A 26,101-nucleotide genomic window follows, 5' to 3' on the forward strand; every position below is an offset into this window, starting at 1 on the left:
TCATCCGATTCGGCCCAGAATCGGCGCGGAATCGACCCAGATTCGATCCGGAATCGACTGGAGATCGTGTTCGATCGACGCCCGAGTCGAACCGAGGCGGCACCGATCACCGACGAAAACGGCGACGGCGCCGACCCCCGCGATGGGAATCGGCGCCGTCGCCGTCGTTGCCGAAGGACTGTGGAGCTATCGCTTCGAGCGCTGCTTGATGCGCGCCGTCAACTCCTGGACCTGGTCGTAGACCTTGCGACGCTCGGTCATTTCCTTGCGAATCTTCTTGTCCGCGTACATCACCGTCGTGTGATCTCGGCCGAACGTCTGACCGATCTTTGGTAGCGACAGGTCGGTGAGCTCTCTGCAGAGATACATCGCGATCTGCCGGGCCATGGCCAACGCTCGGGCCTTACCCGGTCCGCACAGGTCCTCGATGGAGGTGTCGAAGTACTCCGCGGTGACGGCCATGATCGTGGCCGCGTTGATCTCCAAGCTGGACGAATCGGGAATCAGGTCACGTAGGACGACCTCGGCGAGGGTGAGGTCGAGGGCCTGTCCGTTCAACGAGGCGAATGCCGTCACGCGAATGAGGGCGCCTTCGAGCTCGCGGATGTTGCGCTCGATGCGGCTGGCGATCAGCTCCAGGACGTCGTGCGGCACGTCGAGTCGATCCATCCGAGCCTTCTTGCTCAGAATGGCGATCCGCGTCTCGAGCTCCGGTGGCTGGACGTCGGTGATCAGGCCCCACTCGAAGCGGGTACGCAGCCGCTCCTCGAGGGTCGCCAACTGTTTGGGTGGTCGGTCGGACGAGACGACGATCTGCTTGTTGGCGTTGTGCAGCGTGTTGAAGGTGTGGAAGAACTCTTCCTGGATACCTTCCTTGCCCTCGATGAACTGAATGTCGTCGACCAGCAGCACGTCGGTCTCCCGGTAGCGGCGCTTGAACGCCACCTTGCGGTCGTCACGGAGACTGTTGATGAAGTCGTTGGTGAATTCTTCGGTGGAGACGTACTTCACGCGCATGCCCGGGAACAGGCGCTGCGCGTAGTGACCGGCCGCGTGCAGCAGGTGCGTCTTGCCCAGGCCCGATGCCCCCCACACGAACAACGGGTTGTACGCCCGGGCGGGTGCTTCGGCGATGGCGACCGCGGCGGCGTGCGCGAACCGGTTGGAGGCGCCGATCACGAACGTGTCGAAGGTGTACTTCGAGTTGAGGCTGTTGGCACCCGACGACGGTGGCGTCGACTCCGGTGGTTTGGTGAAGTACGTCGGCCACGAGTTCTGGACACTGGCGAGGGCTTCCCGCTCGTCGTCCACTTCCTCGTAATCGGCGGTCTCGGAGTCCGACGGCTCGTCGTCTCTGCTGGTCAGGACGCGGCGCCGGTACGTAGGGGAACTGACGGCATCGGGATACGTCGAGCGCTCGGTTTCGAGCTTCTCGTCCTCGGGGGCGGAGATCCGAACGCCGAGACCTTCGACACCCTGTCCCAGATGACGCCCCAGGGCTCCCAGGATGGGTTCGCGCAGGTCACGTTCGATCGCTTCCTGAGCGAAGGTCGACGGGACGGCGAGCAGAGCGAAGCCCTGAGTCAACGTGAGCGGTTTGACCAGCGCGAGCCAGGCCTTTTGGCCCTTGGTCAGCGGCGACCCACTGTGTCGGTCGGACGTCAGCTCCGCGACTACCTCGGGCCAGATGCGCGCAAGCGCATCCGGATCGTCGTTCACGTCGATCCCTCCGTCGTCGAGCTTGTAGGTCTCGCCGGACTCCGACAACCGATTCGGTGCGGCGTTTCGAACCCGCGCAACCGCGTCGTCGGATAGCGTCGTCGATCGTGCGCCTCCGCGGCCGAGACAAGGGTCCTTCGGTGGACCCCGCAAGGTACGAATATGCCACCTGAACTGTGTTTCCACACAATTATCCACAGGTGTGGATAAACGACACCGATGTGAGCCCAACCGTCACCGAGTGGCGTGGTAGTACGTATACGACAGTCTGACCTGCGGCGATAGCCATTGTCAGTCGTTCGATCGCAGCAACGACCAGTTGCGCGGCGCGGCGGAACGACAGATATTGTCGACTCTTCGGCCCGTCCGAGGTCTCGTCGTCGGTGGCCTGTGTATGAATCGACGGATCGGTCGATGTCGAGCGAGTTTGACCACCGGTGACTCGATCAGTACTCTCGAACAGTCACCCAATAGCGAGGTGGCCGATGCTTGCTGGCTGCTCACAGTCTGTCTTCACTCGGATTTCTCGCTCGGGAGGCTAGCGAGTTCATCCGAACTCGCTGAGAACCTTTACAGCAGGCGCCGACAGATCGGCGTCGTCGAATCTCGAGGAGTGTTGACCGTGGCCAAGGGCAAGCGGACGTTCCAGCCGAACAATCGCCGCCGCGCGCGCGTTCATGGCTTCCGTCTTCGTATGCGTACCCGTGCGGGTCGTGCAATCGTTTCCGCACGTCGCGGCAAGGGCCGCAAAGAACTCACAGCCTGATATCCGTTCGTCCGAAGCTTGGAGCTCGGGATGCTTCCTGAGCCGAATCGGCTGCATCGCGCACGTGACTTCACCGTGGTGATGCGTCGAGGACGCCGAATGGGTAGATCGGACCTGGTCGTACACGCAGTTGCGCGTCACGAGCAGGACATCGCATCCACCGTTCATGGGCCACGTTTCGGATTGATCGTCAGCAAGGCAGTCGGGCCGGCCGTAACTCGTCATCGAGTTGCGCGCCGGCTTCGGCATATCTGTGCTGAGGTGATCGACGGGCTCGCGGTGAACACCGACGTGGTCATTCGAGCACTTCCGGGTGCTGCGCATGCATCCTCGGCAGATCTACACGTTCAACTGCGTTCAGGTTTGAAGAAGCTCGGTCTACTCGAAGCTCCGAAGGGTCCGCCGTCATGACATTCATGGGCAACCTTCGTTCCATTCCTGCTCGAACTCTCGTCTACTGCATCGTGTTGTACCGGACCTATGTGTCCCCGATGCGGCCCCCTACCTGTCGCTTCTCCCCCACCTGCAGTGAATACGCCATCGAGGCGCTCCAGGTGCACGGGATGCCGAAGGGCTCGCTCCTGGCAGTCGTCCGCCTCCTCAAATGTGCTCCCTGGCACTCTGGAGGCTGGGACCCGGTGCCCGAACCCGGTAGGTGGCGCGCAACCGTCACCGAGCTGACCGAAACCGAAGAACACCACGATCTCCTGCGAGTGGAAGAACAGAGGAGTACATAGAGCCGTGCTCGACTTCATTTACTACCCGGTTGCCTGGATTCTCTGGGTGTGGCACAAGGTGTTCGGCTTTGTGTTCCAGGATCCCAGCAATGGCTTCGCCTGGGCATTGTCCGTCGTCTTCCTCGTCTTCACGCTCCGGCTGATCCTGTACAAGCCCTTCGTCAAGCAGGTCCGCACGACGCGGCAGATGCAGGAACTGCAGCCGCAGATCAAAGCGCTGCAGAAGAAGTACGGCAAAGACAAGCAAAAAATGGCCGTCGAGATGCAGAAGCTGCAGAAGGAACACGGCTTCAACCCACTGATGGGCTGCCTCCCCGTGCTGGCACAGGCACCCGTCTTCATCGGCCTGTTCCACGTGCTCCGTTCGTTCAACCGCACCGGTACCGGTGTGGGGCAGCTCGGCCTGAGTCCGGAAGAGAACCGCGAACTCTCGAATTATGCGTTCAGCGTTGCCGATGTGCAGTCGTTCCTGGATGCCCGCCTGTTCGGCGCTCCCATCTCGGCGTGGATCACGATGCCGCAGGATCAGCTCAACGCCTTCGCCGTCGGTCCCGACGCGACCATTCCGTCCACGTGGGTCATCGCGGCGGTGTCCATTCCCCTGATGATCATTGCGGCCGTCATGACGCACCTGAACTCACGTGCGTCCGTGGCCCGGCAGAGCGCCGCCGCGGCCGCAAACCCGCAGTCCGCCATCATGAACAAGCTCGCCCTCTACGTGTTCCCGCTGGGTGTTCTGGTGTTCGGTGCGCTGTTGCCCGTCGCCATCCTGCTCTACTGGGTCAGCAACAACACCTGGACCTACGCGCAGCAGCACCTGGTGTTCGGCAAGATCGACAAGGAAGAGGCCGCCAAGGTAGCGGCCGCCGTCGAGAAGCGCTCGGAGAATGCGCCCAAGCCCGGAGTGAAGCCGGTCTCGACAGCGAAGCCCAAGCCCGGTGCTCGGCCGAAGCTCTCGAAGATGGCACCGACAGGTGAAGAGTCCTCGACCGATGCTGGAACCACCGGGACGGACTCTTCGTCAGGGTCTGCCACGCCGAGCAAACCGCGACCGCAGGCGAACAGGAACAAGTCGACCAAGCGCAAGCGGCGCTGACCGACACGTCGAGAGAAGGACGAACATGGCAGCGCACGCCGAAGAAGCACAGAACGACGAAGTACGGAACGCAGCAGCTGGGGATGGAGTGGGTGACGTGATGGTCGAGACCGATCAGGTGAGTGCCGTCGAGACGGAGTCCGACGACGAAGCAACCGTCGGCGACGCCGTACAGAAGACGCCGTCGGTTCCCACGAGTGTCGATGACGCTGCGGATTCGGATGATGGTGAGGACGACGAAGACGACGAGGACTACTTGGTCGAGGAAGGCGAAATCGCCGGCGACTACCTCGAGCAGCTTTTGGACGTGCTCGACTTCGACGGAGACATCGACCTCGACGTGGAGGGTGATCGCGCGATCGTCAGCATCGACGGCGGAGACGATCTCGCCAAGCTCGTCGGTCGTAAGGGCGAGGTACTCGACGCTCTGCAGGAACTGACCCGTCTGGCTGTGCAGCAGTCGACGGGCGAGCGCAGCAAGCTGATGCTCGACGTCGCCGGGTGGCGTGCCAAGCGACGCACCGAGCTCGGGAACCTGGGTGCCGAAGCAGCACGTCGAGTACTCGAATCCGGAGAGCGTGAGGAACTGACTCCGATGACTCCGTTCGAGCGCAAGATCGTGCACGACGCAGTCGCCAAGATCGACGGCGTTGCGAGCGAAAGCACCGGCGTCGAACCCGCTCGACGGGTAGTCGTCGTCAAGGCATAGCGACACTTTCGACAAGCGATGGCCCCCACTTCGGTGGGGGCCATCGTCGTTTGTGTTGAAAGCTCGGGCTTGAATTGCATGGATGTAATTTGCCTTGGGTGTTAGCGATCGGACGGGCTCCGAGAACGAAAAATACAGGGCCCAGCAGTATCGGACGCTTTCGTCACTGTGACGGGTGGTTGCAGGGCGGCTCTGTCCGTGATTCCACGTGACGGACGATGTTTCACGTGAAACGAACGCTGAGGCAGATGTCGATCGATAGGTCGAGGCGGCTCCCCCTTCTGGCGGTCATACGCACTTCGATCACGCGACCGGATTCCGGCCCCGGTGCGTCGACAGCCGATGATCGAGGATTGCTTCGCAGTTCGGCGAGGTCGCGGGTGTCAACCAACTCTTGGACCCCAGCCGGTTGCGAGTAGCCGCGACCACCCATCGTGCAGACGCTGAGAAGCGCCTGCATAGTTCTGTCGGCGTCAACGCACGTGGTTGCTCAGTTCCAAGTCCGAGGAAGGAACCAGCCACGGTGGTACAGCGGACTACACGACCGTCGGTTCCCTTGCCGCGATGCGCGCTCGCAGCGGGGACTTCGTCACCGTGGCCCATTGCGCGATGACACGGCAGGCGGGCCTCCGTGTATCGGCCTGGCACACCGGGTTAGTTCATGACCGCGAACTCTGCTGTCGTGTCGGAAGAAGGTGTACTCCCCAATTGCCGAGACGCTATCGGATGACGACGAGAGCCCATCGACGGACGGTGGGTTGTGACCGTGCTGTGCGTGCTGCGCGAACTCCTGGAGGCATGAGGTGTAGCAGGATCTGTCTGGGTGAATTCTGTGATGACCTTGTTCTGGATTGCGACGGCGGAGTGTCCGGCGCGGTGACGGCGCAGGTTAGGTCGAATGAGCATGGGTGGTTCACCATGGCGTGACGTGTGGCGGCCGGCAGTTTCGTAGTCACCTTCGGTCGCTTCACGCTCAGCGGGACTCGATACACCAGCATCGGATCGCGAATGTCTGCGAACGCAGGATCACCCATCGTGGGTGCGCCCCGGCGTCGCATCATGGACACGACGGTCGCGTAGGGAGAACCACCTCCCCCCGGGTGACTTACGAGGGGAGCGGACGCGTGTGCGTGTTTCACGTGAAACAGTCGGGTCTCTTGGACGGCTGTCACTTATCGAGACTGGGCTCGGTTGGACTGGTGCCGGCTCGCTCTATGCGTCCGACCCCATTTGCTCGAGGAGGGATCGACGCTGCCGCCCTCAATCGCCGTGCAGTCGTCGTCTTCGAATTGCGTCTGCGGGTGAAGTGGTCCAACTGATCGGAGGCACCCGAGGGTCGCCTGCCAATCTGACATCCAGACTTATCGTCGGTAAGACCCGTTGTAGAACTTGGCGCCGAGGGCGACTAACGGTCATCGAGACTACGGCGAAGTCGACGGCGAACGTGACCCGCAGAGACTTGGATCGTGTTTCACGTGAAACACGATCTAAAGCACGATCTTGCTTTCGAGGCGTCCGACGCTTTTGAATACGCTCCGGCCGATGCTCACGACATTCGGCGGGCCCGGCCCGAGGAGCAGTCCGAACCGGGCGTCGATCTTGCGACCGGTCGACCGGTGCTCGCGACAGCCGGCGGTAGGCGGGTGCGAGGAGCAGCCCGAGCCGCGCGACATTTCGCGACAGGACAAACGATGCCCGAAGCTGTTCGGTTGTATCCGACAGCGTGGGTGCCAATCGCCCGACGATCCCACGACGGGGGCTCGCAACAGCCGGTCCCAACGAGTGGCGCATGGAGTCGGCTCGCGATGGGTGGTGTGGGGCGAGGCCACGGTCGACCACGAGGTCGACGTGTGGTGGGCTCAGTCGAGTCCGAGATCAAGTCTCAGAAGCTGCCGGACGAAGAATCCGCCGACGCGTCCGGCCAGAGTGTTAGCTGTCCGGTTTCACGTGAAACAGCGGAGGGCGACGTCCGACAGCACGGAGACGGCCATCAGAGAACGACTCGTCTCGACGAATTGGTTGCTCAAAACCTGGGCGGGGATGGCGGATGCCTTTCACTGAACGCTGTCCCCCACGCCGTCCTTGGGGTGGCCTCATTGGATCGCCGGATTCTGTGGGACCCGTGATGGTGGTCGGGTCAATGTATCGGTGGGGTGCTTCCCTTGGCGGATGCGCCGAGTGTCCATGAAGCAACGGTCATAGGCGGCCCGGCTGAGGACCTACGACGGCGGTGGGCATAGGACAGCGACTCACTTCGACTCCCTAGTCTGACGCTCTCCATCGGATGGGGGGAAGGGAAGGGCTCTCGTACCGGATGGCTCTGGCCGTACGGGCATCTCGTTGACCATCGCCGGGCCGAGAAGTCCAACGCGATATCTATCAATACGTGGGTTCGTTGGAGTGCGCTGCGGACATCGGGTTGGTCTGTTCCTACGCACGCAACCGTCGCCTCCCCAGCCGTCGGACCGTGGCTCGGTTTCACGTGAAACACCGGCGTACTCCGGAAGGCAGAAGTGTCGGGCAGGATGAACCGTCGAATCGGAGTGGGTGCGCAGACGGCGGTCCTGGTGTGCTCCACCCAGCAAATCGGGACTCCACTCCCGGAACCTCGCAATCTCGTTGACTTACAGAGGTGTCGTTTGGCGATCCGTGCCCGAGCACGGGATGATGTTTCACGTGGAACAAGAAGCGTCGGATAGCACCGAGTTGATGGCCGTCGCCGAGCAGATGTTCGGAGATCGACTGGATCTCGCTCGGAGATATCACGAGTCCTTGGCTACCGCCGGAGTCGAACGGGGGCTGATCGGTCCACGCGAAGTTCCGCGACTCTGGGAGCGGCATATCCTCAATTGCGCTGCGATCGGCGAGCTCATCGACGAGGGCGAAACTGTGGTCGACATCGGAAGCGGTGCCGGTCTGCCCGGTATCCCTCTTGCCATCGCTCGACCGGATCTTCGGGTGACGCTCGTCGAGCCTCTTCTTCGGAGAACCGTCTATCTGGCCGAGTTCATCGACGAGCACGATCTGAACGTGTTGGTCGTACGTGGGCGGGCCGAGCAGCCCGGCGTGAAGAAGGAAGCCGGCGGCGCGGATGTCGTCACGTCGAGGGCTGTGGCCCCGCTGGAGAAGCTCGCCAAATGGTCTCTCCCCCTCGTTCACGAACGCGGCCGGATGCTCGCGCTGAAGGGTTCCAGCGCGAGTGAGGAGATCGAACGCGACAGGACTTCCCTCACCCGTATGGGTGCTGGCAAGCTGGAGGTCGTGGAGTGCGGTGTCGGTCTTCTCCCGACACCCACCATCGTCGTCAGGGCAGTCCGTGAGCCGCGGCGGCTCAGTCGCCACTGATGATCGATTGCGGGAATCGCCCCGCGCCGTTTGTATCGAACGTAGAACACATTCAGTTCCGCACTAAGGAGCACATATGTCGGGTGGGTCGGATCCCGCTGTTTCACGTGAAACAGAGTCCAAGAAGAAGTCGTCGAACGCAGCCGCCAACAAGGCGGGGGTGACGAGTGGCTTCGAGTACACCAACTCGATTTCGACCGACGACACCCCGATCGGGGCCGCCGCGCACCGGGCCAGTCAGGTCCTTCACCCGGGATCGGTGACGTTGCCCAAGCCGGCGAAGCGCCGCATGCTGACGATTGCGAATCAGAAGGGTGGCGTCGGCAAGACCACGACGGCGGTCAACCTCGCAGCCGCACTCGCGCTCCAGGGCCTGACGGTCTTGGTGGTGGATCTGGACCCTCAGGGCAACGCCAGCACGGCACTGGGCGTCGAACATCATTCCGGTGTGTCGTCGAGCTACGAGGTGCTCATCGGCGAAGTGAAGGCCAAAGACGCGATCCAGCAGAGTCCGCACAGTGAGCGGTTGTTCTGCATCCCGGCAACGATCGACCTTGCTGGCGCGGAGATCGAATTGGTCTCGATGGTGGCCCGGGAAGGACGCCTCAAGACGGCGTTGTCGGTCGAGGAGTTGGCCGGACTCGACGCCGATTTCATCCTCATCGACTGCCCACCGTCACTCGGTCTGCTGACTGTCAACGCGCTTGTGGCGGCCACCGAGGTGCTGATTCCCATTCAATGCGAGTACTACGCACTGGAGGGTGTGGGGCAGCTGCTTCGGAATATCGAGCTGGTTCAGTCCCATCTCAATCCTGAATTGCACGTCTCGACCGTCATCCTCACGATGTACGACGGCCGCACCAAACTGGCCGATCAGGTCGCCGAGGAAGTGCGGAAGCACTTCGGTGATGCCGTGCTCCGTGCCGTGATTCCGCGCAGTGTGAAGGTCTCCGAAGCACCCGGGTACGGCATGACGGTGTTGGATTACGACCCCGGTTCGCGTGGAGCAATGAGTTACCTGGACGCCGGACGAGAGCTCGCTGCTCGCTCGGCCGGCATCGACGCACGAAAGAAGTAGGACATGAGTCAAGCACGTAAGGGCGGTCTGGGGCGCGGACTCGCGTCGCTCATTCCCACGGGCCCCGATGCCGGACCGCGCCTCGGTAATGCAGCAGCCGACGTGATCATCGGTGCCGACCGAAACGCCAAGGACAAGCCGGATACGTCGACGAAGCCCAAGAAGGCAGCGTCATCGGACGACACCACAGAGACCGCAACGGCGCCGACTCCGACGCCGCCGGTGCTGAACGGGGACGACCTCTCCCCCGTCGGTGCCGTGTATCGCGAGATTTCGCCGGACCGAATCGAGGCGAATCCCAAGCAGCCGAGGCACGTCTTCGACGACGAATCCCTCGCCGAACTGGTGCACTCGATTCGCGAATTCGGTCTCATGCAGCCGATCGTGGTGCGCCTCGTATCCGGTTCTGCAGCTGCAGGAGATGCCAAGTATCAACTCGTCATGGGCGAGCGGCGGTGGCGCGCGAGCCAGGAAGCGGGCCTGGAGAAGATCCCCGCGATCGTCCGGGAAACCGCAGACGACGCAATGCTGCGCGACGCACTGCTCGAAAACATCCATCGCGTACAGCTCAATCCCCTCGAAGAGGCAGCCGCATATCAGCAGCTGCTCGAGGAATTCGATGTGACGCACGAGGAGCTCGCGGCAAAAATTGGACGGTCACGCCCCGTCGTGACCAACATGATCCGTCTGCTGAAGCTGCCGATTCCGGTACAGAGGCGTGTCGCAGCCGGTGTTCTGTCGGCGGGACATGCACGCGCACTGCTGTCGTTGGACGCGGGATCGGATGCACAGGAATCGTTGGCTGCGCGCATCGTGGCCGAGGGTCTCTCGGTTCGAGCGACGGAAGAAGCCGTCACTCTCGCCAATCGCGAGGACGGTAAGTCCCCCGAACCGGCGGCGAAGCGCAAGCCGATCCAGATGCCGGGCCTTCAGGATGTGGCCGATCGCCTCTCGGATTCGTTCGATACGAGGGTGACAGTGAGTCTGGGTAAGCGAAAGGGCAAGATCGTCGTCGAATTCGGGTCGGTCGACGACCTTCAGAGAATCGTCGAGATGATGGAAGCTCAGAAGAAAAAGTAGCCACGTTTTTTCAGGACCAGTCATACCAGGGCGTAACGTCACTGTGACGTATATCGACGATGAGTGGTCCCGAAAACGGCAAGTTGGACCGAAAACTATTGTGATGCACTAGGTTTCGAGGATCTTCCCCGATCACCAGGTAGCGCGACCCCGTCGCCTATCCTGGTCGAGGAGAGAATCGGCTCCCCACCGAGAATCGAGCGGTGGAACGACTGCACGGAGGCTGAGGTACGCGGTGTCGGCGATGGTGACCGGAGTGACCCTCGGCTCGTTCGAACATCTGCCGGCACATTCTCGGCGGTGTAGCTTCTGGGTCCTCGATCCCATGTCCGACGGCGCGGCAGTGGACCTCGAATTCGAGAACGAGGTGTGGCTGTCGACGATCATGCTCGAGTGGGGATCGTGTGGGCAGCTGTTGTCCGTGGACGGCGACACGATCGGGTGTGCGCTGTATTGCCCGCCCCGCGCAGTTCCTCGGGCGTCGACCTTCCCTACTTCGCCCGTCAGTCCCGACGCGGTCCTACTGACCCAGCTTCGTATCGATTCCCCGGCCGATGCGGATCTGCACTCGGCAACCCTGATTCAGGCCGTGGTCGGCGATCTCGTCAATCGTGGTGTTCGTGCCTTGGAGGCCTTCGGCATTCGCCACAATGCGGACGACGCGTCGCCGGCAATTCCCAACGCGACGGCACATGCGACGTGCTCGGCTGCGACATGCATGATCGACGCCGACTTTCTGGAGAAGGTCGGCTTCGAGGTGGTGGCGCCGCATCACAGGTTCCCGAGACTCCGCCTCGAACTGGATCGCGATCACGGGTGGAAGCAGGATGTCGAATCGGCGCTCGAGCAATTGCTGGTGGCGGCGAGTATCTCGGTGGTCGACATCGAACAGAAGTCGACGGTCGGAGCTCGCTGAACAACGGGCTCCGACCGGTGGCTCGGGGCGCCGTCGATCAGGGACGGTCGGCGGCTGCGAGTTCCTCGGCCAGTAGTTCGGCGAACGTGAACGTGCCGGTCGGTTGGTCGTCCTGACCCAGGAGGTACAACCGCTTGACGGCGATCAGGACTGCTTCGGCAATGATGTCGCGGAATCGCGGATCGCTCAGTACTTCGACGTCCGATTCGTTGGTGAGGTAGCCGAGGTCTATCTGGATGGTCGGCATGTTGGTGAGCCGCAACAGATCCCACGTGCGGCCGTGACTGCGGCAATCGAGAAGTGGTGTGCGAGCCACGATTTCGCGTTGCACGTAGCTGGTGAGGACCTGGCCGATCATCGAGGTGGATCCGTGCGAGTTACCGAAGTGGAAGCTGGCCACTCCATTGGCCACAGGACTGGTGCTCGACGCGCAGCGCAGCGAGATCATCAGATCTGCGCCCCAGGCGTTGGCGGTCTCCGCGCGGTCGGCCACCGACGGGTTGGTGCCCCGTGCACGAGAGAGGAACGTTTCCATTCCGGTCGCCGCCATTCGGCCTTCCAGACGACTGGCCAGATCCCACAGAATTTCCGATTCGGAGACGCGTCCGAATGTGCCGTCGACGATGCGGCCGGTGTCGGCACCACCGAGATCGGGGTCGATGACGATTCGCTTACCCGTCAACTGTGGGCCGGATTTGCGTACGAGTTCTTCTTCGCTCATCGCGTGGGGCGATCCACCGGTGACGCGGGTTCCGAGGAGGTCGAGCGAACGCAGTGTCGCCGGACCACAGATACCGTCGGGTGCCAGACCGATCTCGCGTTGAAAAGACGACAAGCCCTCGTGCGTCTTCGGACCGAAGAAGCCGTCGACGCGCTCGTTGTAGAAACCGAGGTCCTGCAGGCGTGTCTGCAGGGTAGCGACGTCGTCGCCGTACAGCGGAGCGGACAGCTGGTAGATCAGCGTGCGGGCACCGAGGTGGTAGGACGCTTCTTTGAGGGCGCGGTACGTGGCCGGTCCGACGACACCGTCGACCAGTAAGCCGCGATGCTGCTGGAACGCGCGCACGGCACCGTCGAGGGCCCGGTCGAACACCGATCCCGGGGCCGTCCAGTGGCCGTCGTCCATCGGGCCGGGCGGAACCACGGCCTCGTGGAGGAAACCGAGTGCCGAGAGAGTGCCGCGGACCTCGGCGACGGCGGGTCCGGAATCGCCGTGACTGAGCTCCTGCATCCTGGAAAAACCCTCTCGATCGTCCTGACGGTCTACACGCACTTCGATGCGCTGATGTGCCGACGCAAGCATCGGCACATCAGATGATTGTCGCAGAAAGACAGGCTTCTGCGGCAATCCACACCAAGCGTGGGTGAGTCAGATAACGCCTTCGAGGTCCTTGAGCAGCGCGGCCTTGCCCTTTGCGCCGACGATCTGCTTGACCGGCTTGCCACCCTGGAACAGGATCAGCGTCGGGATGGACATGACCTTGAAGTCCCGAGCCGCCTGCGGGTTGGCGTCGATGTCGAGCTTGGCGATGGTCAGCTTGTCCTTGTGCTCGGCAGCGATCTCCTCGAGCACGGGAGCAACCATCTTGCACGGGCCGCACCAGGTGGCCCAGAAGTCGACCAGAACGGGCTTCTCGCTGGTCAGAACGTCGTCGACGAACGACGCGTCGGTGATGGTGACTGTGCTCTTGTCGTCGGACATGTGAATCTCCTCGGTGTGGGTCTGCAACAGGTGGTGGGTCTACCGGTCAGGCGTTGACGGCGTCGACCGGCTGATCGGCGTGCTCGAGTGTGTTGGTGGTGATGTCGCCCTGCTCGGCCAGCCAACGCTCGGCGTCGATGGATGCGGTGCAGCCGGTACCCGCAGCGGTGATGGCCTGCTGGTACACGTGATCGACGAGGTCGCCGGCAGCGAACACCCCTTCGACCGAGGTGGCCGACGTGGGCGATGCGATCTTGACGTATCCGGCATCGTCGAGTTCGACCTGGCCCTTGACCAGTTCGCTGCGAGGATCATGGCCGATCGCCACGAACATCCCGGTGACGTCCAGAGTCGTCTTCTCGCCGGTGACTGCATGTTCCAGAGACAGGCCGGTGACGCTGGTGTCGCCGAGCACTTCGAGAACCTTGGTGTCGGTGAGGAAACGAATCTTCTCGTTCTTCTTGGCGCGCTCGAGCATGATGCGCGACGCGCGGAACTCGCTGCGGCGGTGCACGATCGTCACGCTGCGGGCGAAGCGCGTGAGGAAGGTTGCCTCCTCCATTGCCGAGTCGCCACCGCCGATGACGGCGATATCCTGGTCGCGGAAGAAGAACCCGTCGCAGGTGGCGCATGCGCTGACGCCGCGTCCGAGGAGCTTCTCCTCACCGGGAATGGAGAGGTACCGAGCGGCTGCACCCATCGCGAGAATGATCGCGCGAGCTCGGTAGGTCTCGCCGCCCGCCGAGACAGTCTTGATCGGCCCGGTCAACTCGAGCTCCTCGACGTCCTCGGTGCGGATGTCGGCACCGAAACGTTGCGCCTGTTCGCGCATCTGTTCCATCAGATCGGGGCCCATGATGCCCTCGCGGAAACCGGGGAAGTTCTCGACCTCGGTCGTCGTCATCAAGGCACCGCCGAACTGGGTTCCCTCGAACAGGATGGGCTCCAGCTCTGCGCGGGCCGCGTAGACACCGGCGGTGTATCCGGCCGGTCCCGAGCCGACGATGATGAGATCGTGAACCTTGGGGGTACTCAATGCAGACCTTCCGATCTTGTGCGGCGTGTTCTTGGCGTCGACGCGAAAGTGCACTGAGCACTGCCTATCGACGTACATCTGGTCAACACCACCCTAGAGGCAGTTGTTCCCCGGTGAGAGATGTGTCAGCCGATATCGCGACGCGTGAGGACATCGGGATTACCGCCGCGGCAATCGTTGCCCACTGCCAGAGCGATGAACTGCGCCGGCCCGGCCCCGGAGAGGACGAGGAGAGTTCCCTGTCGGCCGTCGATTCGAACCTGACTGGATCCGAGAACGGCGGCGGGGTCCACGCCGTTGGCGTCGAGACACGCGGCCAGGTCTGCCGGATCCGACAGGCTGCCGGAGTCTCGTTTACCGATGACGGTGAACGCAACGTTCGAGTCGAGATCGGTGGAATCGAGAACGAGGGACGAGTCGGGTGGCGTGGTCCCCGGCTCGGCTACGACGGGATCCGACGTGCCCGGGCTGTGCAGGACCGCGGCGAAGGTGACCGAACCACCCGCGAGAAGTGCTGCAGCAGCGGCGATTCCGACGATCACGTGCCGGCGTGTACGCGCGCTACGTGGAGGTCTGCGAAGCGGAAGGACATCGGCGGTACGGTCCGCCGACTCTGTGTCGGCCAGGGTCTCGAGGGTGCGATCGATCTGCCGGGCGACGTCGGCGGGAACGGGCATCGTGCCGTTCGGATCCTCGCCCAACTCGTGCAGCCGAGCGGTGACGGTGTCCAGTGTCGCCAGGATTCGCATCGCCTCGGCGTCGGCACGCACCAACGGCCACAGCCGACTGCTGACGTCCTCGGGTAGTGCATCTGCATGCAGGTCGGCCAGCAACTCGGGTGAGAACGGGGCACCGGGTAGAGCGTCGGTGTTCGACGACACGTTCCTGCCTCCCTTCGCCGAGTCTTCTTTCCCTCTCACAAGGTTTAGACGCGAGGGGTCTAGATTCGGTTCCCTGCGTCCTTGAGGTATGCGAGCTGCGTCGACAACTTGAGTCTGCCGCGAGCGCATCGACTCTTCACGGTACCGGTGGGAACCCCCAGCAACGCTGCGGCGTCGGCCACCGAGTAACCCTCCATGTCCACGACGACCACCGCCGCTCGCTGGTCGGGCGGCAGCGTCATCAGGGCCTGTCGGACGAGGATGCTGGTCTCGGATTCGGAGATTCGGTCCCGAGGCGACACCGGTTCGTGACTCTCGTTCTCGCTCAACGGAACCGACGGACGTGCCTTGTTTCGGCGAATGCGATCGAGGCACGCGTTGACGACGATCTTGTGCAACCAACTGCGGACTGCAGCGTCCGCGCGAAACGACCCGGCCGTTCGATGCGCGGAGAGCAACGCCTCCTGCAACGCGTCGGATGCGTCCTCGGGTGTGTAGCTCGTGCGGCGTGCCGTGAGCCACAGGTGTTCCTGATGGCGATGGATCAACGTGGCGAATGCGGTCGGCTCACCGGCTGCATGAGCAGCCAACAATTCCGCATCCGTGCGCTCCCCCAGCGCCGAATCGATACGTTCGGTCATACGAAAACGGCTCCCCCCGTGTTAACGCATTGGGGGGAGCCTAGGCCATCGATACCGCGAAGTACGAAACGAACGCGATTTGCCTCTGTATCGCCGGTTTTACGTGTCGAAACCGATCCCGGAGATCGAGGTAGCGATGCGGCCACCCTGCTCTCCGAGGGTGGTGATCCACACCAGGACGTTGCCGGTGGGTTCGGTGCCGTCGAGCGCGATGTCGGTGCGGCCGTTCTGCAGAGTGGCTTCACCGAGCAGCGTGGTGTCGCCGAGGCTCGGTGAATCGTTGGGAGCGGACCTGATCTCGACGACCGTTCCCGGCGACGTCGATTCGATCCACGCGTTCTTCAACGTCGACGACGGGATGGTGACGAGCAGTCCGACACCGTTCTTCAGTGCCGGGAACTGCTGGAAGTAGGAGTCGGTGGTCCAGGCCGTGCTGGGGTTGTTGTCGATCACGTTCGATGCCGTGCCCGGGTTGTCTGCAGACCCCTGTGGGGAGAAGACGCTGACATCGCTCATCGCGACGGGTCCACCCGTCGGCACCGGGGGCGCAGCGGTGTCGCCGGCCGGCGGTGCGGCAGCCGGGGTCGTCAGCCCGAACTCCTGGCTGTCCAGCGGCGCATCGGTGTTGTCGCCCGCGATGGAGGTGAACAACCAATAGCCGGCGAACGCCAGAATCAGCACCGTCAGAGCGCCGAGAACGGCGATGGCGATGTTGGTTCGCGTCGACTTCGCCTTCTCTGCGGCCAGCTCTTCCGGGTCTGCGAGCGAGTGACCGCTGGCTCCCGGGGCACGCTGGCCCAGTCGCAGTGCCGGCATCAGATCGGTCTTGTCGTTGACCACCGCGGCCTGATCGAGAACGTGCTGCACCGTCGCGGCGGTGCGAATGCCACTGTTCTGCTCGAGCGCTCGTACCGCGACGGCAGAGATCTCGAACGGAACGTCGGGGCGAATTTCGCGAGGCTCGCGCGGCGCACCCTTGTCGTCCCGATCGGCCGGACGCATGCCGCCGACGCTGCGCAGGGATGCCGCGTCACCGGGAACGACGGCTTCTCCGGTGGTGTCCGACAACGGCCAGCGTGCAGTGATCAGGGCGTAGAGCATGGCACCGAGACCACGGACGTCCGAACTGGAGTCGGCGTCCGCCAGAGTCGCGGGAAACGCCAGGACGGCGTTGCCGCTGGTACTGATGCGTACGCGATCGGGGTGGTCGATCGACAGCGCGCCGCCGCTGCGGTGCGCAGCCTCGGCCGCGGCGGCCAGGACCTTGATCGCACGAGCGGCACCGGTGGGGGCAGGAACCGTATCGGCCATCTCGCGCAGCGAGCGACCGGGAGTCCACTCGGCGACGACGATGCCGCCGGAGCTACCGCGCACCACGTCGAGCACCCGGGCGAGGCCGGGAGAGTTGATCCGACCGAGGCGCAGCGTCCGGGACAGGATTGCCTGCGGGCCCTGAGTGCGGTCGTTGGGTGACGCCGTGGACTGCTGATCGGCGTCGACGAACGTCAACGCGACCTCGCGGTCGAGCTTGACGTCGTGGGCCTGCCAGAACTTCAGCCCGCGAGCTCCACCGTGCGGTGCCAACAGGCGGTAGCGTCCCCCGGCCACCGAAGCACCGGGAATCAGCGTCGGTCCGCGAAGGGTGCGCCCGGGGGCGTCCGCGGTGGACTGGTCCTCGGCTGGTTTTTCGGCAGCTTTGTCCGTTGTCGGCTTCGGTGCTACTGGTGTGTCGACTGCAGCCGATTTCTTCGTCGCCTCCACCGGTGTGCTGTCGGTCTTCGGCTCGGCCTTGCTCGCGTCGTCGACCGGCAGCTTCGCCTTCGAGATGGAGACGGTCTTGTCCGACGGCTTGGCCGCCAGCGCTGCCTTGGAGATCGCGATCGTCTGATCCTTGGGAGCGGACGCGTTGGTTTCCTTCTTCTCGGTGGCCTCGGCACTTGACGCTGCCGCCGACTCAGGCGTGCTGGGTGTGCTCGGCTTCTCCGAAGAATCAGGTGCTTTCGAGTCCGCTGTCTTCGACTCGGGTGTTTTCGACTCGGGTGCTTTCGACGACGCAGCAGACTCGGCCTTCACGGGCTCGGTGCGGTCCTGGGTGTCGACTTCGACTCCGCCGCTCGTTCGGTCGGCTTCGTTTGCTGGAGACTGTGCCGGCCCCCCAGCAACATCGTCGTCGGTCACTGTTACTCCTTCAGGCGAATATGCCCCGTGTTGTTCTACAAGCGGTCGACCTGCAGGGGCGTCTGCCCCCGGGTGCCGTTGACCAGGGTACGGGAGTCGATCCCGCGCAGTGTCCCATGTGGGCTCGGTTCGAATAACAGGAATCACGCTGGTTTCCGCGGCAGCCGGATCCGGCACCGAACCGGACGTCACAGGCGCGGGCGGGGCCGACCGTCCGAGGACCCGGCGGACGAGCCGGCTCAACGCGACGGTGACGGCCAGTACTTCGGGAATCTTGCCGAACCACAGGATGGAGAACGTGATGCCGAGCATGATGACGGCGTCCATCGCGACGCGCACGAAGTTGCCGATCCAGCCGTTCGCCATGGCGTCGAATCCGACGATCCGGTCGATGGCGAGCATGGCTGCGCCGCCGGCCAGCGAGGCGATGAGAACCAGCCAGACAGTCTTCCCGACGTTGGCCATCCGCAGGTTGCCAAGGCTCTTGTGCAGCAGGTATCCGCCGATGACGGCACCTGCGGTGTAGCCGAGGCCGGTCGCGGTGCCGAGGAGCAGCACCACTTGTTCCGGATCGGTTGCGACGATCGGGGCGAGCAACGACAGGCCGATCTTGACGGCGGTGATGCCGAGGACGATCCAGGTGGGCGTCCAGGCCTGCTCGCGGGCGTAGAACACGCGCAGGTGGATCAGGACCAGCGCGTACGGGATAAGGGAGAACGCCGACCAGCTCACGGCCTCACCCAGCCGGTTGGCGTCGGGCGCAAACTTGCCGAACCCGTACAGCGCCTCGCCCACCCACGGCCCCGCGAACGTCAGGAACACGACGATCGGGACCATCGCGACCATCGTCAGCCGAGTGGCGACGGAGAGATCGTCGACGACCGAGGGCGTGTCACCGTTGGCGGCATTACGACTGAGTCGGGGCATGATCGCCGTCAGAACCGTGACGCCGAGAATGCCGTACGGCAACTGCAGCACGATCCAGGCCTGGGAATAGATCGTGGGGCTCGCGTCGTCGGCTCCCGACGAGATGTTGGTGGCGACGATCAGACCGATCTGACTGATGACGACGTAGAGCACGATTGCGGCCGCCATCGCGCCGAACTTCTTCAGGCGCGCGTCGAACCCCCAGAGTGGGCGCAGGTCGATCTTCTCGCGGCGAAGCGCAGGGATCAGCGCCAGTACCTGCGTGATGACACCGGTGGTGACGCCGAGGCCGATGATCAACAGCTGCGGGTTCGTCATGTCGACCGGATTGACGGTGATCTCACCCGGCATCAGGAAGTAGATGCCGAACACCGCAAGAACCACGAGGTTGTTGAACACCGGTGCCCACGCACCGGGTTTGAAGTTCTGTCGGGTGTTGAGCACCGCCGTGAGCAAGCCGGAGAGCCCGTAGAACATCAGCGCAGGCAACACCAGATAGGTGAAGGCAATGGTCAGGTCCTCGTTGACCTTCGGATCACCGTTGAGCATCAGACGCGCCAGCAGCGGCGCAGCGATGGTTGCGGCCAACGCCACGGTGCCGAGCAGCGCGACCGCAATGGTGAACAGGCGTCGGACGAAGTCACGTCCGCCGTCGGCGTCCTCTTGTTCTGCGCGTACCAGGACAGGAACGACGATCGCTCCGAGGACGGCACCGAGCACCAGCTCGGAGATCATGTTCGGGAGAATCGTCGAGACGGTGAACGCACTGGCCAGGCCGGCACCCAGGGTGGCCGTCATGGCTACTTGCTTGGCGAATCCGGTGATCCGGCTGACGAGGGTCGCAACGGCGATCGAGCCCGACGCGGCCAGCAACGATTTCTGAGGTCTGGGTTCGGGCTGCGGTGGTGACTCGTTGCCGCCCGGTGGTGTCTGCGGCGGAGGAATGTTCCCTGACGGCGCGGCGGGTGGGTAGTCCTCGTCCCGGAACCGTGGGATGAGCTGAGTTGCGGAGTCGTCCGCTGCCGGTTGACCGTCGAGCGGGGGCGGTGCCGGATAGGAACGCATCTCCGGTCGTGGTTGCCGCTCCCAGGGGGCGGGGCGTGGGGGCGTCGTGCGCCGGAACACCTGCGCTGCGGGCATGCGTGACCGGGGCAGGTCGCCGTCGTACGGCACATTGCCTGTCATGGTCTCTCGTACCCTTCGTCGGCCGGGTCGGGTTGTCCTCGGAATCGGTGCCAGAGTCGTCGGCCTGCAAGCAACAGTAGGAGCGCTCCGGCGCAGGCGGTAATTATCGCGAGAGCTTGACCGTATGCGTTCGAACGAACCGACACCGTCGATACCTCGCCGAGCCGGGTGCCGTCGAGGGTGGTGACGGAGAAGTCGACCGACAGATTGCGTTTGTCGTCCACCTCGGCGGGCACGGTGATGGTTCGCGATCCGCGCGCCGGAAGTTGGGTCACACCGACGTCGCTGATCGTCATCTCCGGTGGCGCGTCCACTCGGAGGAGCACGTTGACCGGCACCGGTAGGTCGTTGCGGGCCACGAGCAGCAGCGGACTCTGCTCGGAGGCGAGTGTGTAGACGCCGCCCGGGGCCAGCACGGTCACCGATCCGTAGACGGTGTCGAGTCCGACGCGGGTCGCGGTGAGACGGGTGCGTGCCATGGCCGCGGCGTCCTCGCCCTCGGCGCTGGCGCGACCCGCGGTCGACAGGGCGCGGAGCATGTCCTCCCGCAGCGGGGCGGTGTACAGGCGCGGAGTCAGTGCGGACTGGGGATCCTCGACCAGCGACTGCGCCAGGGTGTCCACGCGTGCGCTCTGTGTTCGCACCGTGTCGATGGCGGACGCATCGAGGCCGGTCGGTACATCGATGCTGGTCACCGGGATTCCGGTGGGGGGCTCGGTGATCAGGCCGGGCAGCGGGCGAGGCGTCGCCAGGCCCGAACGCAACAGCGAGGACACCGTCGACAGGATTGCCGACGGTTCGTCTCCTCCCGCGGTCCAGTACTGCGGCGGTGCGACGGTCACCGTGCGGCCGGGTCGATCGGCACCGACGAGGGCGTGGAAATTGATGGCGCCGAGGGCGTCCTGCAGCCGTGCGGTGCGGGAGTCGGTGCCCAGGTCGAAGCGTTGATTCGCCGGGGTCAAGGCCGGGGTCGACGGGGTCGTCCCGACGCCGGCCAGTGCCGCGGTGGTCGCCGAGTCGTAGTGGGTGGCGGCCAAGGCACCCGTCGGATCGGCGGCGGTCGGCGCGGTGTCGGTGGACACCAGCAGAGATGTCGGCGACGACGTGGGTGGGCTGATGCTGTTGTCGGCGACGAGGACGGTCCCGGTTCCCGACGATCTCAGCGCGTCCGCAGCGCCCGCGTCGACGCCGCCGGTGGCACTCCAGGTGAAACCGCGTAACGAACTGATGCCGAGGATGCCGTCGACGATGTCGGCCGGGGCGGCGACAGCGCTGCTGAGCAGCGAGGAATCACCGATGTCGGCGACGGCGGCGAGGTCGGCCTGAGCGAACGGTAGGGCCGTCACGCACGTGTTCGACGCCAGTGCCTCGAGCCGCGTCAACCACTGGGCTGCGGCCCCGCTGCCGGAGCCCTCCCGCGCGGAGCTGGCCGGATCGGCCGGGTTGTCGACGACGAGGTAGCCGCGGGTCATGTTCGAGACGGTGACCAGCAGGTCGGGATCGATGCCGATGCACAGGCTCGACGCCAGTTTGCCGTCGGGATCGAGACCGGGCTGCGTCGCGAATTCCAGGGCTTTGAGCAGGGTGTCGAGCCGACCACCAGCGGCGAGCTGGGTCGCCAGGTCGTCGTCGATCAAACGCACTCGATCGTCGATGGAACCGGGGATTCCGGCTGCGAGACGGGGAATGTCGGCGAGTGGCCACAACACCGTCATCGCTACGGGATTCCGGGTGTTGGGGGGGAGCGGCATCGCGTCGGGCGCTGCGGGGTCGAGCTGACCGGGATTCCGCGGCAGTCCCACGACGGGTAGCAGGAAGCGGGCGTCGTCGAGTCGAGCCGTCCCGCCGTACTCGGGGGTTCCGTTGACGTTCAGCAGCAGGGGGTAGACACCGGGAGCCTCGATCCCGAGGGAGGGCTCGGTACTGCTTCTTAGCTGCATCGACAGATCGAACTGCCGGCTCTGGTCCTTCTCCAGCGACTCCGCGACCGTGACGAAAGTCCCGACGCGGTCGAATCTTTCCTGGTCGAGGGTGAGCGAGGTCCGCAGACCGGACGTCGTGTCGATGGCCGCCGCACCCTGTAGGCGAACGCTGACGTCGTCGACGCGTCGATCGCCGGTGTTCTTCACTGTCGCGCGAACCGTGACGAACGGATCGCTGCTGGTGGTGACCGTCGAGGGGGCGACCGTGTCGATGCTCAGCGTCAGGAACGGATCGCCGGACTGCGTCACCGGGGTATCGGGAACGGCGCTGGTGGTGCCGCTGGTGTCTCCGGCGGAATCTGGCTGCGCCGCGGCAGTAGGGAGCTGTTGGGGTACCAGTGCTGCGGTGCCGACGGCCGGCGCTGCAGCGAGGAAAAACGAGGTCAATGCGGCGGCAGCGACCTTCCGGGCCCGCACGATCACTTCCCGCCGGGCGTGGGTGCGTTCGTGTCGCCGCCGGTTGTCTGCTCGCCGTTCATGTCCTCGATGAGTCTGGTGGCGATGGCGGCGAGTTTGCGTTCGTCGGCGTAGGCGAGTCGGGACGGCAGTTCGCTCAGCGGTACCCAGGCGACTTCGGTGACCTCGAGATCCTCGTCGGACAGTTCACCGCCCAGGAAGCGGAGGAGATAGTGGTGAACGGTCTTGTGGACTCGGCGGCCTTCGGTGACGAACCAGTAGTCGATGCTTCCCAGCGACGCCAGTACGGTGCCGCGGATGCCGGTTTCCTCGGCGACCTCGCGCATGGCCGTCTGCTCGGCGGTTTCGCCCTGCTCGATGTGTCCTTTGGGCAGGGACCAGAGCAGGCGTCCGCGCCGGTCGGTGCGGCCGATCAGGGCTGCGCAGCGGGTGGCAGGCGGGCCGTCGAGGCCGTCGACCACCAGGCCTCCGGCAGAGGTTTCTCGGACGGTCCGCAGCTTGGGTGCTTCGGTGTCGGCGCGTGCTTGACGCCGCCGCGGGTTGCGGCGGCTCCTGTTCGCACGTTCGGCAGCAGACACCCGATCCATACTAGTTGCCTCGGCGCCCCGCTCCGGCTTGCCGCACCGTGGCCGATGGCCGAGACGATCCGGTCGATACTGCGCCAGTAGGCTCTTCCACCGTGGCCGATCAGTCCCTGTCTTCCGTTTCCCCCGAGCACGCCGATGCGCGCCGGGAAAGGTTGCTGGCTGCAGCTGCGGTGACGTTGCGTGAACTCGCGCCGGTATTGACCCCGCTGGGCGCGTTGTTCGCGGCCGCGGGCCACGAGCTCTACCTCGTCGGTGGGTCCGTTCGGGACGCGGTTCTCGGTCGTTTGGGAACCGATCTGGATTTCACCACCGACGCCAGGCCGGAGGTCGTTCAGACGCTGCTGTCCGGGTGGGCGGACCATCAGTGGGATACGGGCATCGCGTTCGGAACGATCAGTGCGGCCAAGGACGGCCAGCAGATCGAGATCACGACGTTCCGCACCGATTCGTACGACCAGGTCTCGCGTAACCCCGAGGTGCAGTACGGCAGCAGCCTCGAAGAAGATCTCGTTCGACGCGATTTCACCGTCAACGCCATGGCCGTGCGGTTGGGTGCGGACGGCGTGCAGGAGTTCGTCGATCCGCTCGGCGGCATGGACGCGTTGCTCGAGGGCGTTCTCGATACCCCGTCGGCACCGGAAACGTCGTTCGGTGACGATCCGCTGCGGATGCTGCGCGCGGCTCGTTTCGTGTCGCAACTCGGTTTCTCGTTGTTGCCGCGGGTGCACAGCGCCATCGTCGACATGGCCGATCAGATCGACCGCATCACCGCCGAACGCATTCAGGTGGAGCTGGACAAGCTCATTCTCGGTGCCCACCCGATCGAGGGCATCGACGTGATGTGCGAGACCGGTTTGGCTCAGCGGATCATTCCCGAGGTGCCGAACATGAAGCTCGAAATCGACGAGCATCATCAGCACAAGGACGTGTACTGGCATTCGTTGACGGTTCTGAAGCAGGCTATCGACCTCGAGGACGGCGACCCCGATCTCGTATTGCGTTGGGCCGCACTGCTGCACGACATCGGCAAGCCCGATACCAAACGAAACGAGCCCGGCGGCGGCGTCAGCTTTCACCACCACGAGGTCGTCGGGGCCAAGATGGTGCGAAAGCGTATGCGCGCGTTGAAGTATTCGAAGAAGATGATCGAGGACGTCTCGCATCTGGTGTTCCTGCATCTGCGATTCCACGGGTACGGCAAGGGTCAGTGGACCGACTCGGCGGTGCGTCGCTACGCCACCGATGCCGGCGAGCTACTGCCCAAGTTGCACAAGCTGGTTCGAGCCGATTCGACCACCAGGAACAAGCGTCGAGCGGCTGCCCTGCAAGCCACTTACGACGATCTCGAAGAGCGCATCGCCCGCATCGCCGAGCAGGAGGACCTGGCGCGGGTTCGTCCCGACCTGGACGGCAACGCGATCATGGAGCTGCTCGGCATTCCCGCAGGTCCCGACGTGGGCAAGGCGTGGAAATACCTGAAGGAACTGCGCCTCGATCGGGGACCACTCTCACGTGAGGACGCCGAAGCGGCGCTGCTCGAGTGGTGGCCGACGCAGTAGCGCGTCCCGCGCACGTGCGCGGAACTTCGTAGCCCACTACGAGTTTCCACTCACGACGAGCGAAGCTCGGCCTTGACGAGATAGACGTTGTAGCTGTCCCACTCCGAGACGGTGAAGTACAGCTCGTTCGCCGTCGACCACGGATGAATGAAGCCGCCGTAGGTCTTGGGGTACTCGGCGGTATCGATCAGGGTGCTCGGGGCGGTCCACTCGCCCTGCGGTGAATTTGCTTCGCGCAGAACGATATCGCCGCGTAACGGATCCAGATACGCCATCCGCCAGAGGCCTCGGGCGTCGTCGTGATGAACCGACAGTTCCCCGGCCATACCGTCGGCGATGGGGGTGGCTTCGTTCGATTCGACGGGAGCCCAGGTGCCGTTCACCCAGTACTGGTAGGCGGTCTTGTTCAGTACGTCCGCTTTCGGGACCCGAGCGAGACCGACCTGTCCGACGCGACCGTTGACGGTGCCGAACATGTACACGTACTCCCCCGCCGGGACCATCGTCGACACCTGGAACTTGGAGAACCCGAAGACGTTGTCCCACTTGGCATGTTCGTCCTTGACCCAGGTGGAACCGTTGTCGTCGGAATAGGCGATGCCGCCGTAGTTGGTCCACCACATGCCGGGGATCGTGCTCCACCGCCGGATGGACATGTACGACATGTACTGCCGGTCGTCGATCGCGAACCCGGACGTGGGGATGACGGTGGTCTCCCAATTCTTGATCTTGCGCGAGGGTAGTAATTCGGCTGCGTGACAACGGGAATCCTGCACCATCGAGTCCAGGGCCATACCGTCGGACAGGTTGGTGTCCGTGCTGTGTCCCAGTACGTTCGACCGCCAATCGTCCCCGCCGACCACACCGAATTCCGAACCCTTGCCGAAGGAATCGCCGAATACGACGGCAACCTCGCCCGGTTTGCTCTCCCACATGATGCCGAGGTCGGTGCCGTCGACCTGCCAGCGCTTGTCGGTGCGGTTCTCCGATCCCGGTCCGGTCAGCTGCGCGACCACCTCGACGTGTCCGACGGCCGGTGCCACCGGCGGTACCGTCGTCGGCCCGGACTCCGCCGCGGTGACGGCGGGTGCGGGCGGCGGGGTTCCCGGAGTACCACCGGGGCCGGGAATCGGGATGGGAAGGGTCTCGGGCTGCGGGTCGATCTCGATGCGAGGGAACGGGAGATGGTCTGCAGAGCCGGTGGTGGGCGACTCCGTGGCGTCGGTGAGGTCGGGGCAGGGGTCCGCGCACGGGTCGGCCGACGGCTCGGCATGGACACGGGTGTTGTTCGGCGGCGGGTCGGGCACCGGCACGAGTTCGATCGACGGATACGGCACGGGGATCACCACACGATCCGGCAACGGCGGCAGCTGCGGCGGATTTCCGGGCCCGACGGGCTCTGGTGGGTAGTCCTTGGGATCGAATCCGGTTTCTCCACAGGAATTCACCGGCGGCGGCGGGGCCGCGTACGCGGGGGGTGCGGAAAGAACGGCTGTACCTGCGGCAACCGCGATGATGCAGCCGAGCGACGTCGTGCGGCCATGCATGCGGTGCCCCCGT

Annotated in this window: 20 protein-coding genes; 10 read left to right on the forward strand and 10 right to left on the reverse strand. The window is 64.3% G+C overall.

Annotation, left to right across the window (positions count from 1 at the left end; all coding sequences use genetic code 11):
- Positions 1-186: 186 nt before the first annotated feature.
- Positions 187-1,719: a chromosomal replication initiator protein DnaA gene (dnaA, locus tag CH278_RS09390; protein WP_027495001.1), complete on the reverse strand. Its 1,533-nt coding sequence runs from the start codon at positions 1,717-1,719 to the stop codon at positions 187-189.
- A gap of 622 nt (positions 1,720-2,341) precedes the next feature.
- Here dnaA and rpmH point away from each other — a divergent pair.
- From rpmH to CH278_RS09450, 9 genes are all read left to right on the forward strand, one after another.
- Positions 2,342-2,485 carry a 50S ribosomal protein L34 gene (rpmH, locus tag CH278_RS09395; RefSeq protein ID WP_026347786.1) on the forward strand — a complete coding sequence of 48 codons (144 nt, stop codon included), beginning with the start codon at positions 2,342-2,344 and terminating at the stop codon, positions 2,483-2,485.
- 30 nt (positions 2,486-2,515) lie between these two features.
- Entirely contained in the window at positions 2,516-2,896 is a 381-nt protein-coding gene (gene rnpA, locus CH278_RS09400) for a ribonuclease P protein component (RefSeq protein WP_032367623.1), read from the forward strand.
- Complete coding sequence (gene yidD, locus CH278_RS09405; protein ID WP_027495003.1) at positions 2,893-3,222, forward strand: membrane protein insertion efficiency factor YidD; 330 nt, start codon at positions 2,893-2,895, stop codon at positions 3,220-3,222. Before rnpA ends, yidD begins: the two co-directional genes overlap by 4 nt.
- A 4-nt stretch (positions 3,223-3,226) precedes the next feature.
- On the forward strand, positions 3,227-4,318 hold the full coding sequence (yidC, locus tag CH278_RS09410) for a membrane protein insertase YidC (protein WP_094621759.1): 1,092 nt from the start codon (positions 3,227-3,229) through the stop codon (positions 4,316-4,318).
- Positions 4,319-4,343: 25 nt separating this feature from the next.
- On the forward strand, positions 4,344-5,027 hold the full coding sequence (locus CH278_RS09415) for a Jag family protein (RefSeq protein WP_256991928.1): 684 nt from the start codon (positions 4,344-4,346) through the stop codon (positions 5,025-5,027).
- A gap of 2,667 nt (positions 5,028-7,694) precedes the next feature.
- A complete protein-coding gene (gene rsmG, locus CH278_RS09435; RefSeq protein ID WP_032371601.1) occupies positions 7,695-8,372 on the forward strand; it encodes a 16S rRNA (guanine(527)-N(7))-methyltransferase RsmG in 678 nt (225 codons plus the stop codon).
- Between the two features lie 76 nt (positions 8,373-8,448).
- Positions 8,449-9,450 (forward strand): ParA family protein, encoded by a 1,002-nt coding sequence (locus CH278_RS09440; protein WP_094621763.1) that lies wholly within the window; start codon positions 8,449-8,451, stop codon positions 9,448-9,450.
- Positions 9,451-9,453: 3 nt separating this feature from the next.
- A complete protein-coding gene (locus CH278_RS09445) occupies positions 9,454-10,530 on the forward strand; it encodes a ParB/RepB/Spo0J family partition protein (protein WP_032367627.1) in 1,077 nt (358 codons plus the stop codon).
- 235 nt (positions 10,531-10,765) lie between these two features.
- A complete protein-coding gene (locus tag CH278_RS09450; protein WP_032367628.1) occupies positions 10,766-11,446 on the forward strand; it encodes a hypothetical protein in 681 nt (226 codons plus the stop codon).
- A gap of 37 nt (positions 11,447-11,483) precedes the next feature.
- Here the strand turns inward: CH278_RS09450 and CH278_RS09455 are convergent, their stop codons facing one another.
- The 8 genes from CH278_RS09455 to CH278_RS09490 form a co-directional block, all read right to left on the reverse strand.
- The gene (locus CH278_RS09455) at positions 11,484-12,677 is read right to left on the reverse strand and encodes an N-acetylmuramoyl-L-alanine amidase (RefSeq protein WP_032367629.1); all 1,194 of its coding nucleotides are present in this window, start codon (positions 12,675-12,677) and stop codon (positions 11,484-11,486) included.
- A gap of 138 nt (positions 12,678-12,815) precedes the next feature.
- Positions 12,816-13,148, reverse strand: coding sequence for a thioredoxin (gene trxA, locus CH278_RS09460; RefSeq protein WP_008711582.1), 333 nt, complete (start codon positions 13,146-13,148; stop codon positions 12,816-12,818).
- A 46-nt stretch (positions 13,149-13,194) separates the two neighbouring features.
- Complete coding sequence (trxB, locus tag CH278_RS09465; protein WP_032371600.1) at positions 13,195-14,184, reverse strand: thioredoxin-disulfide reductase; 990 nt, start codon at positions 14,182-14,184, stop codon at positions 13,195-13,197.
- 125 nt (positions 14,185-14,309) lie between these two features.
- A complete protein-coding gene (locus CH278_RS09470; RefSeq protein WP_094621764.1) occupies positions 14,310-15,065 on the reverse strand; it encodes a hypothetical protein in 756 nt (251 codons plus the stop codon).
- Between the two features lie 59 nt (positions 15,066-15,124).
- Positions 15,125-15,706: an RNA polymerase sigma factor SigM gene (sigM, locus tag CH278_RS09475; RefSeq protein WP_045841535.1), complete on the reverse strand. Its 582-nt coding sequence runs from the start codon at positions 15,704-15,706 to the stop codon at positions 15,125-15,127.
- A gap of 99 nt (positions 15,707-15,805) precedes the next feature.
- Positions 15,806-19,996 carry a murein biosynthesis integral membrane protein MurJ gene (gene murJ, locus CH278_RS09480; RefSeq protein ID WP_179274539.1) on the reverse strand — a complete coding sequence of 1,397 codons (4,191 nt, stop codon included), beginning with the start codon at positions 19,994-19,996 and terminating at the stop codon, positions 15,806-15,808.
- Positions 19,993-22,395 (reverse strand): DUF6049 family protein, encoded by a 2,403-nt coding sequence (locus tag CH278_RS09485; protein WP_256991927.1) that lies wholly within the window; start codon positions 22,393-22,395, stop codon positions 19,993-19,995. Before CH278_RS09485 ends, murJ begins: the two co-directional genes overlap by 4 nt.
- A gap of 2 nt (positions 22,396-22,397) precedes the next feature.
- The gene (locus tag CH278_RS09490) at positions 22,398-22,973 is read right to left on the reverse strand and encodes an NUDIX hydrolase (RefSeq protein WP_032373580.1); all 576 of its coding nucleotides are present in this window, start codon (positions 22,971-22,973) and stop codon (positions 22,398-22,400) included.
- Between the two features lie 101 nt (positions 22,974-23,074).
- Here CH278_RS09490 and CH278_RS09495 point away from each other — a divergent pair, with 101 nt between their 5' ends.
- Positions 23,075-24,541 carry a CCA tRNA nucleotidyltransferase gene (locus tag CH278_RS09495; protein WP_032371394.1) on the forward strand — a complete coding sequence of 489 codons (1,467 nt, stop codon included), beginning with the start codon at positions 23,075-23,077 and terminating at the stop codon, positions 24,539-24,541.
- A gap of 50 nt (positions 24,542-24,591) precedes the next feature.
- Here the strand turns inward: CH278_RS09495 and CH278_RS09500 are convergent, their stop codons facing one another.
- The gene (locus CH278_RS09500; protein WP_094621767.1) at positions 24,592-26,088 is read right to left on the reverse strand and encodes a DUF4185 domain-containing protein; all 1,497 of its coding nucleotides are present in this window, start codon (positions 26,086-26,088) and stop codon (positions 24,592-24,594) included.
- Between the last annotated feature and the right edge of the window lie 13 nt (positions 26,089-26,101).

This window comes from Rhodococcus sp. 05-2254-5 (genome assembly GCF_002258575.1).
Taxonomy (GTDB): domain Bacteria; phylum Actinomycetota; class Actinomycetes; order Mycobacteriales; family Mycobacteriaceae; genus Rhodococcoides; species Rhodococcoides fascians.